The organism is Pseudomonas moorei (genome assembly GCF_008801475.1).
GTDB lineage: Bacteria > Pseudomonadota > Gammaproteobacteria > Pseudomonadales > Pseudomonadaceae > Aquipseudomonas > Aquipseudomonas moorei.
The window spans coordinates 21,284-36,832 of record NZ_VZPP01000004.1 but is presented as its reverse complement, the minus strand read 5'-3'; the positions used below and the strand labels follow the sequence as shown (position 1 = coordinate 36,832).

Genomic DNA, 15,549 nt, shown 5'->3' with positions numbered 1-15,549 from the left:
ACTTAACTCAGAAAGAGCTCCATAAGCGCCACATCATGCCAAGCCCCTGAAATGAATACGTGATTCGAAAGCTTTCCACAGTGTTTGAAGCCAGCTTTTTCATAACACTTTATTGCTGCAGTATTGTCATCTCTGACTTTCAGCCAAATTTTGCCAAGCCCCCACGTGTCACGCATATAGGCGCTGGCCAATGCAAGCACCTCGCTGCCGATACCACGCCCTTGGGCACTGGACGCCAGGCAGACACCCAGTTCTGTATTTCGGCTGACAAAGTCGGTGTTTTTAAACTGTAAAAAACCCAGGGCCGTGTCGTCGGCAGGGTCCGCCAGAATGAAGATGAAGCTATCGTTGGCTCCCGAAAAGCCTTTTAGCCATTCACGCACCTGGTTTTCATCGCTACCCCGCGGGCGGGCCAGCAACTGAGCTTGCAGCGAAACGTCATTACGCATGTCCCGCAGTAGCGCGAGATCGCCCTCTTTCCAGCTACGTAGCAGAACGTTTTTCCCTGTGATCATGCAAGTTGCTCATCAAGGAACACCAGGGAAATGTTTCGCTCTTGCAGCCAGCGCATGTCATTCATGACGGCGCGAGCAATGCTGGGGTTCAAGCCCACGTAGAGTACCTTCACGTGTTTCGGAAGCGACTGAGGAGAAAGTATCGGTTTGCCAAACAGCTCTTTTCCCTGCTGGAAAGGACTTGCGTCCAAAAAGCAGGCAACGCCATCAAAGTCATTCATGGCGCTGGCGATGTAGGCGCCATAGAAGCCCGAGCCGTAAATGGCCTTGGTGACACCGGCATAGGCTTGCGAAGTTTGGGATATACCCTGGTTAACAGCCTCCCAATAACGAGCCAACTCTTCCGATCGTGCAATGGTTTCGGCCACGTTGAGCCCGGCTGAGCTTTGGGCGCCTTTACGAGCGGTAAAGACCAGCGCGCCGCGGTGTACAGCATCGTCGATCTGAATATCGGTGAACCCGGCAGAATCGAGCAGATAGGCTAGCGAAGGCGCCGTGAAGTGGTTGACATGATCAATCACTACAAAGTCCGCAACGTTGCCGAAGGTATTGGGGACAATGCCGTAAAACACGCCATCGTCCTTGAGCAAGGCATGAACCTTTTTTACCGTGTCGATCGGCTCAGGGATATGCTCGAGGGCGAAGAAGGAGGTCAGGACGTCGAAACTGGACGCCCAGGATTCAGGGGTCGTGTGAATCGCGCACTTATCGGCACTGACGAATTTATTCCAATACTCTTTGTACATCGAACTGACATCGAATAAGTGAATATTCAAATCAGTCCGCACCCCGCTCAACTTCTTGAGCGTTGAAGCCTTGGCGCAGCCATAATCCAAAACCGCAGCGCCGGCGGGCAAATTCAATTTGCTCAGCAAGGTGCTTATCTGATGGTCCGTCCGATAGACGATCTCACCTTCTTTTACTTCGTAAATCTGATCTTCTTCTTCGTCACTCAGGAGAATCTTGTAATCGGACTCATAATAAGCAACGGTGTCGGCGAAGGCTTCGCTACGAAGGTGCGAGCACACCGGGCACGACCACACATTGACTTGTCCATCGCGAAGCTCACACAGCGAAGTCAGGGACTGATTCGAGTGAGCCGCATAGACAGGCTTCTCGAGCTCAGTGAGACAAACATTGCAGTGCATCATTTTTTACTCCGCGTGAAATAACTCTGGATGTACGGCGCGAAAATCTACGCCCGCTGCATACGACCCTTTCCAACCGTGCGAACGGCCGACGGGATCTGCAAAATTGAAATATCTGAACTGCATGGACCAGCGCGCCCGATCGCTCTTGTTATAACCAGAGCAATGCAAGAGCATGAAATCGATGATGACCAGATCACCCGGCGAAGTCAGAGGCGCGATTTTGCTGTACGGCTCAAGGTGTCGCTGCTCGTCTTTAATCATCAACGCGTACGCACCGGAACGCCCTGTGCCCTCGGGGTCGGCATGGCAAACGGGCAACGGTCCCAGTTTGTGCGACTCTGGGCAGAACACTACAGGCCCCAGCGCCTCGGTGACATCGACAAGCGGGCTCCAGAAAACCAGGCCATCTACACTTCGCAGCTGGGCCGGGTATTCCTGGTGCCACATCGCGCGGTATTTGTCCTCGAAAGGACAATCGATACGAATACCGTACCCCCCCGCCGCAATACCTGGAATGGAACCCTGCCTCAATTCCGCAAATAACGATTCGTGCCGGGGATGCGCGACCAGCCGCATGAAGGCAGGGATTTGTTTCACCGCGTCATAGATCTCACCGCCCCAGGAGCGATTTATTTTGATCAGGTCCAGATAACCCTTATCGAACTCCGAGGGGTCATAAGCGCCTCTAAGGTCGGTAATGCCGTACTTGAGCATGACCTGACCAATGACATCATGGATACCGCGCTGAACCGCCCCGATGTCGCACTCGTCATAAAAATCCCGAATAATTAAAACGCCATTGCGTTCAAACTCGGTAATCTGCTCTGACCTCAAGTATTTATTCATGGCGCGCTCTGGATCAGGGTCTACAACACTCGACCAATGTGAAGACATTACAATGTCGAAAAAACCGAACACACCCGCTCTAGTTCAACCGCGGTCAGGTCGTGATAACTCGGCAGATTCATCGCACGCAGCGGGATGGAATAAGCATTCACATTCGCAGGCCGCGGCTCGAACATCGGCAAGCTGGACAGCGGATGAAAAAATACCCGAGCGTCGATATTGGCGGTCTGAAAAGCCGCCTGCAAACGCTCACGGGTCATCCCGGTATGCTCTGCAAATACGACTGTCGGCATCCACGCGCCAATGATCGTTCCTTCAGGCTGAGCATTGAGGGCAATGCCCGAGTAGGCCTTCAACCCTTCTCGATAGAGACTCATGATCTCCTGCTTGCGCCGGATCAAGTCGTCAATGCGCTCCGTTTGCGCGCATCCGATCGCCGCCTGAATATTCGACATCTTGTATTTGAACCCGACTACGTCCGGCCAGAACTGCTTGATCTGCCCCCTCGCCCTGCCATGGTTTGAAAGTGTCAGCACTTTCTCGTAGAGGGCGGCGTCGTTAGTGACGAACATGCCACCTTCGCCCGTGGTCAGGGTCTTGGTTCCGTGGAAAGAAAAACTGCCAAAAGCACCCATGCTGCCAGCGCGCTTGCCGTGATACTGAGAACCGATCGCCTCGGCTGCATCTTCGATAACGGGAATGCCATGCCGTTTGCCGATTTCCAGCAGGCGGTCCATATCGCAAAGATTACCGTACAGGTGCACCGCAACAATGGCCTTGGTTTTAGGGGTGATGGCTGATTCGACCTGCTCGGAATCAAGGCACCAGGTGTCGGGAAGAATATCGACGAATACGGGCGTAGCGCCCAGATGCTCGACAGGAGAAACGGTGGCGATCCAGTTGGTGTCCGCCATGATCACTTCGTCACCTGGCCCTATGCCCAAGGCAGCCATGCCCATGTGCAGGGCACCCGTACAGCTCGATGTGGCAATAGCATACTCAACGCCGAGGTGAGCCTTGAATGCATTCTCGAAACGCACGATATATTCGTAGCACTTGTCGCCCCAACCGTTTCTGGCCGCGTCAGTGGCGTACTCGACTTCCAGTTCGGTAATCGAAGGCTTGGTGTAGAAAATCCGCTCGCTCATTTGACCTCCAGCGCGGGAACAGCTTTGACAAACTGTCCTCCCCACTCTCTGACGTAACCGTGATGGCCGATCACTTCGTCGGCGATGTTCCAGGGCAGAATCACCACGGTGTCGGGTTGGGTTTCTTTCAGTTTCTGTGGCGAGTAAACGGGGATATGGCTCCCGGGAAGGTATTTACCTTGCTTTGACGGCGCAGCGTCACACACATAGGCCAAGAGATCCGGTTTGACGCCTGCATAGTTCAACAGTGTGTTGCCCTTGGCGGCAGCACCATACGCCACTACTTGCTTGCCCGCGCGCTTCTGCTCGATCAGGAAACTGAGCAGGCCATTCTTGACTTCATCGGCTCGCACTTGAAAACCTCGATAAACCTCTAGATCCCTCAGCCCGAACTGAATCTCAGCATCAAGAAGACGAGCGACAGCAAGGCTGTCACTACGACTGTCCTCAGCATGGCAACCGTGGACACGCAGGCTACCTCCATGGGTCGGCAACTCTTCAACATCACTAACCCGCAAACCAGCCTGGGCAAAGATTCGGTTTACCGTGTAGAGCGACAAATAGGAAAAGTGCTCGTGGTACACCGTGTCGAACTGGGTGTGCTGGATCAGACGCATGAGGTGCGGGAACTCAAGGGTAATGGTTCCCCCCGGTTTCAACGCCGCTTTCAACCCTCGAGTGAAGTCGTTGATGTCGGGTACGTGGGCAAAAACGTTGTTGCCGGCAATCAGGTCGGCCTGTCGGCCCTCTTTCGCCAGTCGCTTGCCCAGCTCCTCGCCGAAAAACTCACGCAGTACCGGAATACCGATTTTTTCCGCAGCAGCGGCCGTGCTGGCGGTTGGCTCGACCCCTAGGCACGGGATATCGGCGGCCAGAAAATTCTTCAACAGGTAACCGTCGTTCGAAGCCACTTCGATGACAAAGCTGTCAGCTCCCAGCCCCAAGCGCTCGATCATGGCCTTCGAATAAGCAACCGCATGTTCGAGCCAACTGGTCGAAGTGGACGAGAAGTAGGCGTAATCCTTGGAAAAGAACAGGTCTGCCTGAGCGTAATCCTCGGTCTGCACCAACCAGCAGTTCTCGCACACTTTCAATTTGAGCGGGAAGTAGAGTTCCGGCGCACTCAACTCCGCTTCGCTTAGGTACGAATTGGAGGGTGGAGCAAAACCCAGATCGAGAAAAGTGTGCTGCAGCGGCTCAGAGCAGTGACGACAGTTCATACATGAAGTCCGGCGAATTCGTTAGATAGCAAAGCGTGATGCTTGTCGCGCTCGGAAAGATCTGTAACAGGTAATGGCCAAGTGATTCCCAGTCGCGGGTCATCGTAACGAACAGCCCCCTCGGCCGCCGGTTCGTAGAAAGCGGTGTGCAGATAGAGCAGTTCGCTCTCGGCTTCCAGAACTTGAAAACCGTGAGCGCAGCCTTGCGGAATCACTAACATGTGATCGGCTTGCGGGCTCAATTCTTCAGCGTGCCACTGCAAAAAAGTCGGGGAGCCGGCGCGCAGGTCAACGACCACATCCCACACGCGCCCTTTCAGGCAGCGGATCATCTTCATCTCCGCATGAGGGGCATGCTGAAAATGCAGGCCGCGCACGGCACCGACGGTGGAGGTGCGAGAATGGTTAATCTGTACGATATGTTGCGAACCCAAAGCCTGGGCCAGGCTTTTTTCGCAGAACAAGCGACTAAAGGCGCCACGGTGGTCCTGGTAAGGTTGGGTTTCAACCACCAGTGCGCCGTTTATAGCTGTTGGCCTGATAATCATTTTTCAATCCAGACACAGCCGGCTCGTGCTGCCGCGGCGATATACCCCGCCAACTGTTCATGGGTGATCGTCTGACCGGTAGAGGATTGGTGGCGGTACCAGCCAGCCGTCATTTCCAGGCTTTGCTCCAGGCTCCAGACCGGCTGCCACCCCAGGCGAGCCTTCGCCTGTGCGCAGTCGAGGTACAGCAGGTTGGCTTCGTGTGGCTGCGGGACCGATGTGGTATGCCACGCGAGCTCCGGCCAATACTGCTGCAGCCCTGTCAACACCTCTGCAACCGTACGGTTGTCTTGCGGCGCGGGACCAAAGTTCCATGCGCCCGGAACAGCTTTATCGAGTGTCAGAAGCCGTTGGCCAAGCAACAGATAACCGGACAGGCATTCGAGTACATGCTGCCAAGGCCGGGTGGATTGAGGAGAACGGATTTCCAGGGACTCGCCGGCCTGAACGGCCCTGACCAGGTCAGGGATCAGACGATCTTCGGACCAGTCACCACCACCGATGACATTACCGGCACGTGCCGAAGCGACCAACGGCGCACCGTCACCGCCCCAGAATGCCTTGCGATAGCTGTCGACCACCAGTTCGCTGGCCGCTTTGGAAGCACTATAGGGGTCATGGCCACCGAGGCGATCATTTTCGCGATACCCCCAAGGCCACTCACTGTTGGCGTAGACCTTGTCCGTCGTGACGACGACGACCGCCCGCACACTAGGCGTAAGCCTGCAGGCCTCTAGCACATTGGCAGTGCCCATCACATTGGTCGACCAGCTTTCCAGTGGATCGCGGTAGGAGCGACGCACCAGCGCCTGGGCCGCAAGGTGAAAAACGATTTCCGGCTGCGCTTGCTCGAATGCCTCCCGAACCACCGCCGAAGCGCGAATGTCGCCGCGTAAATCAATCGATGGGCTGTTCAGCAGATCCCAGTGAGCCGGCGCACTTTCAGGCGCCAGACCGAGACCGGTCACTTGCGCTCCGAGTTCGCAGAGCCAAGTCGCCAACCAACTGCCCTTAAAGCCCGTATGCCCGGTGAGCAGGACCTTGCGGCCCCGATAGAGATCGCCGAACTGCTTCATGCCCAGCGCTTCCAGGGCGCGTTACCCTTGTTCCACAAATCTTCAAGGTGATTTTTATCGCGCAAGGTATCCATCGCCTGCCAAAAGCCACTGTGCTGGTAAGCCATGAGGTTACCCTCTTCTGCCAATAGCATCAGCGGCTCGGCTTCCCAGCTGGATTGATCGTCAACAATGAAATCAATGACCGACGGATCGAGTACAAAGTAACCGCCATTGATCCAGGCACCATCGCCGGCCGGTTTTTCCTGGAAGCTCTTAACCTGACTGCCTTGCATATTCAACGCGCCGTATCTTCCCGGTGGTTGAATAGCCGTGACGGTAGCAAGCTTGCCATGGGCGTGGTGAAAATCGATCAATTCGCGGATATTCACATCCGACACACCATCACCATAGGTAAAACAGAACGGCTCACTGCCCAAGTGCTCGCGGACGCGCTTCAGCCGCCCCCCGGTCAAGGTGTCTTCACCCGTATTGACCAGCGTTACACGCCACGGCTCGACGTAGCGTTGATGGACTTCCATGGTGTTATTGGACATGTCGAACGTGACATCGGACATATGCAGGAAGTAGTTGGCGAAGTATTCCTTGATGACATAGCCCTTGTAGCCACAGCAAATCACGAAATCATTGATTCCGTGAGAAGAGTAGAGCTTCATGATATGCCAGAGAATCGGCTTGCCACCGATTTCGATCATTGGCTTGGGACGCAGGTGAGACTCTTCGGAAATACGCGTGCCCAGCCCGCCCGCCAGAATTACCGCCTTCATGGAAAACCTTACCTGCAAATGACTATGAAAAAGCTCAATCCACCTGAGGGGCGCGGTACTGTCCCCCTTGTTGCGCAAGCGCTACAGACGAATTGGCAAACAGGAAGGTTTTAGCATGACCTCGATACGTTGAACAGTCCTTGATCCGGCGCAGGTTCTTGAATCCACATATAAAAAAGGCGTCCTATCGGATAATTCCAGTCAGATAAGCTGGCGTTTTATTTCTGATCGGATGGCTCGGGGATTTAAGCCTGATAGCGCGCAGATAAATACGCTCTTCTCGTCGACGAGGCAGGACATAGCGCAGGCCTGAGGCATGAGGCTTGGCCAGCCCGGATGCATTCTCTACCGTTCATCGTCCGTGGTTGCAGTAGATGGGCTGACCACACCGTTGCTTCGACTTCCTTCAGATTCGCGGTCGCCCGCGTGGCCACCACAGCCAGGCTGGTTGCGTTGGAGCGACCAAAAAAAACGCCAACCGAAGGGTTGGCGTTTTTTGCTTGTCGCTCACGGCTTGCAGCCAATTACTGCTTCACTCCGGCTTGCGACGACCAAACCCCGGACGCTGGCCCGAACCGGCCGGTGCGCCGCGACGCTTGCCAGAAGGCTTGTCGCCCTCGACCAGCTTGATCCCCGGACGCTTCGGCGCCGGCTTGGCCGGGCGCTTGGTGTCGGCCGGACGATCGGCGACTGGCGTACCGCGACCTTCGCCGCGCTCGGTGCGGCCATTGGCCGGACGTGGCGAACGTGGACCGCGCTCACCATCCTGACGCGCAGCAGGCTTGCGACCCGGACGCTCGCCTTCGATCTGCGGCTCGCGGCTTTCGCGTGGCGCGGCCGGCGCACCAGCCGCCGGACGCAAGGTACGTACACGCTCGGTCTTGGCCATCGGACGAGACGATTTGCGCTGCATACGCTCAAGCTTGTCTTTGCTCTTGGCATTCAGTTGCGGCATGGCCACCGGGGTCAAGCCAACTTCGGCACTGAGAATGTCGACTTCGTACTGGCTCATTTCGCGCCAGCGTCCCATCGGCAGGTCGGAGTTGAGGAACACCGGACCAAAACGCACGCGCTTCAGACGGCTGACCACCAGCCCCTGGGACTCCCACAGACGACGGACTTCGCGGTTGCGACCTTCCATCACCACGCAGTGGTACCAGTGGTTGAAACCTTCGCCACCCGGAGCCTGCTGGATATCGGTGAAACGCGCCGGGCCGTCTTCGAGCACAACGCCCGCTTTCAGGCGCTCGATCATCTCGTCATCGACTTCGCCACGTACACGCACGGCGTATTCGCGGTCCATCTCGTAGGACGGGTGCATCAGGCGGTTGGCCAGTTCACCGTCGGTGGTGAACATCAGCAAGCCCGTGGTGTTGATGTCCAGGCGACCGATGTTGATCCAGCGCCCTTCTTTCGGACGCGGCAGCTTGTCGAACACGGTCGGACGACCTTCCGGATCGACACGGGTGCAGATCTCGCCGTCGGGTTTGTTGTACATGATCACGCGGCGTACCGACTCGGCGGCTTCTTCGCGCTTGATCACTTTGCCATCGATGGTAATGGCGTCGTGCATGTCGACACGCTGGCCAAGGGTGGCGTCTTTGCCATTGACCTTGATGCGGCCGTGGCTGATCCAGGCTTCCACGTCACGGCGCGAGCCTACGCCGATACGGGCGAGGACCTTTTGCAGTTTTTCGCCTGCTGGGCCGATTTCCTGGTCGTCTTTCTGGTCGTTGATACTCATCTGGGCACCTCCCGGTGTGGTCTGTCCAGGCGTGGCCTGGAACGTTGCAAATCTGTGTACCTGGGCGAAGGGATCGCCGAAGGGTCGCGAATCATACGCTCATCAGGGCGTTTGCGCATCAGAGACTAGTTGATCCGCCAAAGCTTAATGGCTTTTCCGCCGACCGGTGATTGGGTGATGATTTACCAAAGCCCGCTCCCACAGGGGGATTGGGTGGTTACAGGATTGCGGTCAGTCTTCGAATTCGCGGCGTTCGGCTTCGATGGCTTCGGCTAAAGCCAGTGCTTCGGCCTCTTCATCGCTAAGCTCGGGTTTCGGCTGTTCCAGGGCAGCAACCGCCGCCAGCAGTTTTTCCCGGGCTTCGGCGACACCAAGAATGTCGTCTTCCTGCTCCGGCTCGATGTCGGGTTCGGGCTCGACTTCAAGGTCAGGCTCCGGCTCGATCTGCGCGACTTCGGTGTCCGACTGAACATCAGCGAACTCCGGATCAGTCACGGATGCCTCGCCATCGCGCAACAAATCATCGAAATCGGTCTTGATCCCCTCCTCCATGCTGTCCAGTTCCAGCAACAGCGTATGGAAACTGGTTTCTTCCTTGGGCTCTTCCGGCTCGGCGCTGGCGTCCGCCAATTCTTGCAGACCGGCAGGCACTGGCGCGTCGTCGAAATCGAGCACCGGATCGGGCTCCAGTTCGCGCAGCTCGGCCAGCGGCGGCAGGTCGTCGAGGTTCTTCAGGTTGAAGTGATCGAGAAACGCCTTGGTGGTGGCGAACATCGCCGGTTTGCCCGGCACGTCGCGGTATCCGACGATGCGGATCCACTCACGCTCCATCAGTGTTTTTACGATCTGACTGTTGACCGCCACACCCCGTACGTCTTCGATCTCGCCACGGGTGATCGGCTGGCGATAGGCGATCAAGGCGATGGTTTCGAGCATGGCGCGGGAATAGCGCTGCGGGCGTTCTTCCCACAAACGACCGACCCACGGCGAGAACTTTTCGCGGATTTGCAGGCGATAACCGGTCGCAACTTCCTTCAGTTCGAAGGCGCGGCCATCGCAAGACTTGGCGAGTATCGTCAGCGCTTTCTTGAAAACCGGTGGCTCCGGCCGTTCGCCCTCTTCGAAGAGTTCGTACAGACGCTCCAGGGATTGCGGTTTTCCCGAGGCCAACAGAAAGGCTTCGAGCAAAGGTGCCAGCTCGCGGGGTTCACTCAGGTTCATGATTCAACTCGTTATTCGGCTCGGGCTCGCACATGGATCGCTGCGAACGGCTCATTCTGCACCAGCTCGACCAAGGATTCCTTGACCAGCTCAAGGATCGCCATAAAAGTCACTACCACTCCCAGACGCCCTTCTTCGGCGGTGAACAGCTCGACGAACGGCACAAACCCGCCGCCCTTGAGCCGTTCCAGCACATCGCTCATGCGTTCGCGGGTGGACAGCGCCTCACGGCTGACCTGGTGACTTTCGAACATGTCACCGCGACGCAGCACTTCGGCCATGGACAGCAGCAGTTCCGACAACCGCACGTCCGGCAGCAACTTGCGCGCCCGGGCTTCTGGGGCGTCGAGCTTGGGCACCAGCACATCGCGACCAACGCGACTTAGCCCGTCGATGCCTTCGGCAGCGGCCTTGAAGCGCTCGTACTCTTGTAAGCGGCGGATCAGTTCGGCGCGCGGGTCCTCTTCCTCGTCTTCGACGGTTTCGGCCCTGGGCAACAGCATCCGCGACTTGATCTCGGCCAGCATCGCGGCCATCACCAGGTATTCGGCGGCCAGCTCCAGGCGCACCGACTGCATCAACTCGACGTAGCCCATGTACTGGCGGGTGATTTCCGCCACCGGAATGTCGAGGATGTTGATGTTCTGTTTGCGGATCAGGTACAGCAGCAGATCCAGCGGGCCTTCGAAGGCTTCGAGAAAGACTTCGAGCGCATCCGGCGGGATGTACAGGTCCAGCGGCATCTCCATGACCGCCTGGCCGTAAACCATCGCGAAGGGCAGCTCTTGCTGGGCTCCGGCCTGACTGTCGACGGGTTCTACTGCAGACATCTAGGCTTCGGCCATGAACGGCGCGGGATCGCCGCAACCGACTCGGATCACTTCCGGCTCGCCGTCTGCGAGGTTGATCACGGTGGACGCCTTGACCCCGCCGAAACCGCCGTCGATGATCAGGTCAACCTGATGTTCAAGCACCTGGCGCATTTCATAGGGATCGGTCATCGGGTCGGTTTCGCCGGGCAGTATCAGGGTCACGCTCATCAGCGGCTCGCCGAGCTCTTCGAGCAGCGCCAAGGCAATCGGATGGCTGGGCACCCGCAGGCCGATGGTGCGTTTTTTCGGGTGCAACAGCAGGCGCGGCACTTCACGGGTGGCGTTGAGAATGAAGGTATACGGGCCCGGCAGATGGGCCTTGAGCAGGCGGAAAAGGCCGGTGTCGATTTTGGCAAACAACCCCAATTGCGACAGATCGCTGCAAATCAGCGCGAAGTTGTGCTTATCATCCAGCCCGCGCAAACGCCGCACGCGTTCCACGGCGGTCTTGTCGCCGATCTGGCAACCAATGGCATAAGCCGAGTCTGTGGGATAAATCACCACCCCGCCTTTGCGGATGATTTCGACCGCCTGTTTGATCAGGCGCGCTTGCGGGTTTTCCGGATGAATCTGGAAAAATTGACTCACATTCTCTACCTGTTCAGACGGCGGCAATAATTGGGTCATGTTTGAATCGACACCAAAGTGGTGGCAGATCCTCCGGGACCGGGCGGTACTCACCGATCTCGGACCAGCCTCCAGGGCCATGAAAATCACTGCCGGCGCTGACCAGCAGACCAAACTCCCGGGCGAGAATGGCCAGGCTGCCCACTTGCTCGGCGGGCTGATGACCATTGACCACTTCAATCGCGTGGCCCCCTGCTTGAATATAGTCGGCAATCAGGCGGCGACGCTTGCTGCGAGTGAAATCATAGTGCCATGGGTGCGCCAGACTGACCCAGGCCTTGGCCGCGCGCAGGGTTTCGACGGTCTCTTCCAGGCTCGGCCAATGTTGCTTGACGTCGCCCAGCTTGCCGGCGCCCAGCCATTTGCGGAACGCTTCGGCACGATCCTTGACGAAACCTTCGCGCACCATCCAGTCGGCAAAGTGCGGGCGGGCCGGCGCGTTGCCGCTGTCACCCAACTCCTGCTGGATCTCCCGTGCGCCTTCCAGAGCGCCCGACATGCCTTTGAGCGCCAGTTTTCGGCTGATCTCCTCCGAACGCAGCCAGCGGCCATCACGCAATCGGGCAATGGCCTCGACCAGCGGCGCGGCATTCACGTCAAAACCGTAACCCAGCACATGAATGGTCGCGCCACCCCAGGCGCAGGACAACTCAACGCCGTTGACCAGTTGCATCCCCAGCGCGCTCGCCGCGTCGCGCGCCTCATCGAGGCCCTCCAGGGTGTCGTGATCGGTCAAGGCCAGGACTCGCACGCCTTTCTCGAACGCACGCGCAACCAGAACCGCAGGCGCCAGGGCGCCATCGGAGGCCGTGCTATGGCAATGCAAATCAACATTCACGGGGCTTTGTAACCTCAAATCAGCTGGCGCTATCGCGCGCCCATATGTTTGTTATTATGCCGGCACATCCTGCTTCTGGCTGCCACTGTGAAACAATTCATCGATTTCATCCCGCTCCTGCTGTTTTTCATCGTCTTCAAGATCGATCCACGGGTCGTCGACATTGCCGGCCACGAGGTCACTGTAGGCGGTATCTACAGCGCCACCGCGATGCTCATCATCAGCTCTTTGGTGGTCTACGGCACGCTGTTCATCAAACAGCGCAAGCTGGAAAAGAGCCAGTGGCTGACCCTCATTGCCTGCCTGGTCTTCGGCAGCCTGACCCTGGCCTTCCACAGCGAGACGTTCCTGAAATGGAAAGCCCCGGTGGTCAACTGGCTGTTCGCCCTCGCGTTCATCGGCAGCCATTTCGTCGGTGATCAATTGCTGATCAAACGCATCATGGGCCACGCGCTGACCCTGCCGGAACCGGTCTGGACGCGCCTGAACATCGCCTGGATCGTGTTTTTCCTGTTTTGCGGTGCCGCCAACCTGTTTGTCGCGTTCACCTTCCAGAGCTACTGGGTCGACTTCAAGGTCTTCGGCAGCCTGGGCATGACGCTGCTGTTCCTGGTCGGCCAGGGCATCTACCTGTCCCGCCACCTGCACGACGCCGATACCACTACGCCAAAAACCGAGGACTGACATGCTTTACGCAATCATTGCCACAGACGTCGCCAACTCCCTGGAAGCCCGCCTGGCCGCCCGGCCTGCGCACCTTGAGCGCCTGCAAGTGCTCAAGGGCGAAGGTCGCATCGTATTGGCCGGCCCGCATCCGGCTGTCGACAGCAATGATCCGGGCGCGGCGGGTTTCACCGGCAGTCTGATCGTTGCCGAATTCGACTCCCTGAGCGCCGCCCAGGCCTGGGCCGACGCCGATCCGTATATCGCTGCGGGCGTCTACGCCAACGTTTCGGTCAAGCCGTTCAAGCAAGTCCTGCCGTAATTCCCCCTCTCGCGATGAACCTTATCGGTTCATCGCGCTCTCAATCGCTCATTATTCCCGTTAGCCGGCCGACAAACTGCCCAATACTCGTATTGGAACCAGGAGTCGCGATGCGCAAGGGTCCGTTGTGTCTGATGTTGGTCACGTTATCGATCGTGGTCCCCGCCCACGGTGAAGAAAGCGCCAGCGGCGGTAGTTCGACGCCGCTGTCCCTGAGCGCCGGCAGCCAGATCACCGAGTTGCAGCAGCGCTTGAAAGAGAGCGAACGGCAACGGGAAGAATTGAGCAAACAATTGCAAAATGCCGATGGCGAACGCGAAAGCCCTGTGCTGGCCCGTTTGCGCCAGGAGAATCAGCGTTTGAAGCTGCAACTGAAGGAAGCACAGGCCGGAAGCTCGATCCCCCGCTTGCTGACTGATCAGCAACAATGGTTCGTCATCGGCGCTGGAGTTGCGCTATTGGCCCTGCTCTGCGGTATCTTCGCCAGTGGTGCAAGTCGAAAACGTCGACAATGGCTAAATTGAGTGAGTCATGAGCGAGCTGTTACTTATTGATGATGACCAGGAGCTGTGCGAGCTCCTGAGCAGTTGGCTGAGTCAGGAAGGCTTTCAGGTCCGTGCCTGTCACGATGGTCAAAGCGCCCGTCGTGCACTGGCCGAAACGTCCCCGGCAGCCGTCGTGCTGGATGTGATGTTGCCGGACGGCAGCGGCCTGGAACTGCTCAAGCAACTGCGCAGCGATCACCCGGACTTGCCGGTGCTGATGCTGTCGGCCCGTGGTGAACCTTTGGACCGCATCCTTGGCCTGGAGCTCGGCGCCGATGATTACCTGGCCAAACCCTGCGACCCACGGGAACTGACCGCCCGCTTGCGAGCGGTGCTACGCCGCAGCCACCCGGCGGCCGTTTCCAGCCAACTGGAACTGGGCGATTTGTGTTTCAGCCCGGTGCGCGGCGTGGTCAGCATCGACGAACAGGAATTCACCCTCACCGTCTCCGAGAGCCGCTTGCTGGAAGCCCTGCTCAAACAACCCGGCGAGCCACTGGACAAACAGGAACTGGCGCAAATCGCCCTTGGCCGCAAACTGACCCTGTATGACCGCAGCCTGGACATGCACGTCAGCAACCTGCGCAAGAAGATCGGCCCGCACCCCGATGGCCGTCCGCGCATCGTCGCCCTGCGTAGCCGCGGTTACTACTACAGCCTGTAAACCGAGAAAGAGCTGGCCGACTGCAACCTGTGGCGAGGGAGCTTGCTCCCTCGCCACAGACCGACACCCCACATGGCGTTATGTCAGGTCGGCGCAAAACCATCTTTACCCAAGCTTTACGCTCCACTGACCGCCGCTGACCTTGATCTCCGTAATCTGTACTCATCCGGAACGTACCGGGAACGAGACAAGGAGATTCACCATGCGCAAGACTCTTATCGCTCTGATGTTCGCCGCCGCCCTGCCGACCGTTGCCATGGCCATGCCTGAAGGCACCGGCCCGATGGGTGGGCCAATGGACGGTTCGCGCCACGGCGGTCAGATGCACGGCATGCACGGCAAAGGCCCGTACAGCCAACTGGACCTGAGCCGCGAACAGCGCGACCAGATCCGCAAGATCATGGGCGAGCAGATGCACGAGCGTAAGCAACTGGTCGAGAAGTACCTGGAAAAACTATCGCCAGCCGACCAGAAGGCGATGAAAGACGAAATGGCCGCCAACCACAAGAAAGCCGAAGCCGACGTCCGCGCCCTGCTGAAGCCGGATCAACAGAAGAAATTCGACGAGATCCAGAAGCAACAGGCTGAGCGCCGCGCCGAATGGGCCGAATTCCAGGCCTGGAAAGCGCAACAACAGCAAAAAGCGCAATAATGCGTTAACCCCCGGACCCAATGGCTCACCCCGTTGGGTCTGCTGCTTTTGAAAATGTGGGAGCGAGCCTGCTCACGATTAGCGTTCTTTCAGTCACGTTGATGTTGAATGTGCCGACGCTTTCGCGAGC

At 57.9% G+C, this 15,549-nt stretch carries 18 protein-coding genes; 5 read left to right on the top strand and 13 right to left on the bottom strand.

Features of this window, described 5'->3' with window-relative positions; translation table 11 throughout:
• Positions 1 to 2 precede the first annotated feature (2 nt).
• The 13 genes from F7R06_RS07920 to F7R06_RS07860 form a co-directional block, all read right to left on the bottom strand.
• On the bottom strand, positions 3 to 515 hold the full coding sequence (locus F7R06_RS07920; protein ID WP_090324349.1) for a GNAT family N-acetyltransferase: 513 nt from the start codon (positions 513 to 515) through the stop codon (positions 3 to 5).
• Positions 512 to 1,666 carry a class I SAM-dependent methyltransferase gene (locus F7R06_RS07915; RefSeq protein WP_090324350.1) on the bottom strand — a complete coding sequence of 385 codons (1,155 nt, stop codon included), beginning with the start codon at positions 1,664 to 1,666 and terminating at the stop codon, positions 512 to 514. The genes F7R06_RS07920 and F7R06_RS07915 overlap by 4 nt, the downstream gene beginning before the upstream one ends.
• Positions 1,667 to 1,669: 3 nt before the next feature.
• Positions 1,670 to 2,512, bottom strand: a complete 843-nt coding sequence (locus tag F7R06_RS07910; protein WP_090324352.1) for a phytanoyl-CoA dioxygenase family protein — start codon at positions 2,510 to 2,512, stop codon at positions 1,670 to 1,672.
• 47 nt (positions 2,513 to 2,559) lie between these two features.
• Complete coding sequence (locus F7R06_RS07905) at positions 2,560 to 3,660, bottom strand: DegT/DnrJ/EryC1/StrS family aminotransferase (RefSeq protein WP_090324353.1); 1,101 nt, start codon at positions 3,658 to 3,660, stop codon at positions 2,560 to 2,562.
• Positions 3,657 to 4,880 (bottom strand): class I SAM-dependent methyltransferase, encoded by a 1,224-nt coding sequence (locus tag F7R06_RS07900; protein ID WP_090324355.1) that lies wholly within the window; start codon positions 4,878 to 4,880, stop codon positions 3,657 to 3,659. The genes F7R06_RS07905 and F7R06_RS07900 overlap by 4 nt, the downstream gene beginning before the upstream one ends.
• Positions 4,877 to 5,428, bottom strand: a complete 552-nt coding sequence (gene rfbC, locus F7R06_RS07895) for a dTDP-4-dehydrorhamnose 3,5-epimerase (RefSeq protein WP_090324357.1) — start codon at positions 5,426 to 5,428, stop codon at positions 4,877 to 4,879. Before rfbC ends, F7R06_RS07900 begins: the two co-directional genes overlap by 4 nt.
• Positions 5,425 to 6,504, bottom strand: coding sequence for a CDP-glucose 4,6-dehydratase (gene rfbG / locus F7R06_RS07890; RefSeq protein WP_174552485.1), 1,080 nt, complete (start codon positions 6,502 to 6,504; stop codon positions 5,425 to 5,427). The genes rfbC and rfbG overlap by 4 nt, the downstream gene beginning before the upstream one ends.
• Complete coding sequence (gene rfbF / locus F7R06_RS07885) at positions 6,501 to 7,271, bottom strand: glucose-1-phosphate cytidylyltransferase (protein WP_090324360.1); 771 nt, start codon at positions 7,269 to 7,271, stop codon at positions 6,501 to 6,503. The genes rfbG and rfbF overlap by 4 nt, the downstream gene beginning before the upstream one ends.
• A 532-nt stretch (positions 7,272 to 7,803) precedes the next feature.
• Positions 7,804 to 9,015 carry a 23S rRNA pseudouridine(2605) synthase RluB gene (rluB, locus tag F7R06_RS07880; protein ID WP_090324361.1) on the bottom strand — a complete coding sequence of 404 codons (1,212 nt, stop codon included), beginning with the start codon at positions 9,013 to 9,015 and terminating at the stop codon, positions 7,804 to 7,806.
• 231 nt (positions 9,016 to 9,246) lie between these two features.
• Entirely contained in the window at positions 9,247 to 10,236 is a 990-nt protein-coding gene (gene scpB, locus F7R06_RS07875; RefSeq protein ID WP_090324363.1) for an SMC-Scp complex subunit ScpB, read from the bottom strand.
• Between the two features lie 11 nt (positions 10,237 to 10,247).
• Positions 10,248 to 11,006, bottom strand: coding sequence for a segregation and condensation protein A (locus F7R06_RS07870; protein WP_174552501.1), 759 nt, complete (start codon positions 11,004 to 11,006; stop codon positions 10,248 to 10,250).
• A 60-nt stretch (positions 11,007 to 11,066) separates the two neighbouring features.
• Positions 11,067 to 11,696 carry an L-threonylcarbamoyladenylate synthase gene (locus tag F7R06_RS07865; protein ID WP_090327507.1) on the bottom strand — a complete coding sequence of 210 codons (630 nt, stop codon included), beginning with the start codon at positions 11,694 to 11,696 and terminating at the stop codon, positions 11,067 to 11,069.
• Positions 11,697 to 11,709: 13 nt separating this feature from the next.
• Complete coding sequence (locus F7R06_RS07860; protein WP_090324364.1) at positions 11,710 to 12,573, bottom strand: PHP domain-containing protein; 864 nt, start codon at positions 12,571 to 12,573, stop codon at positions 11,710 to 11,712.
• 87 nt (positions 12,574 to 12,660) lie between these two features.
• Here F7R06_RS07860 and F7R06_RS07855 point away from each other — a divergent pair, with 87 nt between their 5' ends.
• The 5 genes from F7R06_RS07855 to F7R06_RS07835 all read left to right on the top strand — a co-directional run bounded on the left by F7R06_RS07855 (position 12,661) and on the right by F7R06_RS07835 (position 15,419).
• Complete coding sequence (locus F7R06_RS07855; RefSeq protein WP_090324365.1) at positions 12,661 to 13,257, top strand: septation protein A; 597 nt, start codon at positions 12,661 to 12,663, stop codon at positions 13,255 to 13,257.
• Between the two features lies 1 nt (position 13,258).
• Entirely contained in the window at positions 13,259 to 13,558 is a 300-nt protein-coding gene (locus F7R06_RS07850; RefSeq protein ID WP_008156126.1) for a YciI family protein, read from the top strand.
• 110 nt (positions 13,559 to 13,668) lie between these two features.
• Positions 13,669 to 14,082: an SH3 domain-containing protein gene (locus F7R06_RS07845; protein ID WP_090324367.1), complete on the top strand. Its 414-nt coding sequence runs from the start codon at positions 13,669 to 13,671 to the stop codon at positions 14,080 to 14,082.
• 7 nt (positions 14,083 to 14,089) lie between these two features.
• The gene (locus F7R06_RS07840) at positions 14,090 to 14,767 is read left to right on the top strand and encodes a response regulator transcription factor (protein ID WP_027922300.1); all 678 of its coding nucleotides are present in this window, start codon (positions 14,090 to 14,092) and stop codon (positions 14,765 to 14,767) included.
• 202 nt (positions 14,768 to 14,969) lie between these two features.
• Positions 14,970 to 15,419 carry a Spy/CpxP family protein refolding chaperone gene (locus F7R06_RS07835; protein WP_090324368.1) on the top strand — a complete coding sequence of 150 codons (450 nt, stop codon included), beginning with the start codon at positions 14,970 to 14,972 and terminating at the stop codon, positions 15,417 to 15,419.
• The last annotated feature ends 130 nt before the right edge of the window (positions 15,420 to 15,549 follow it).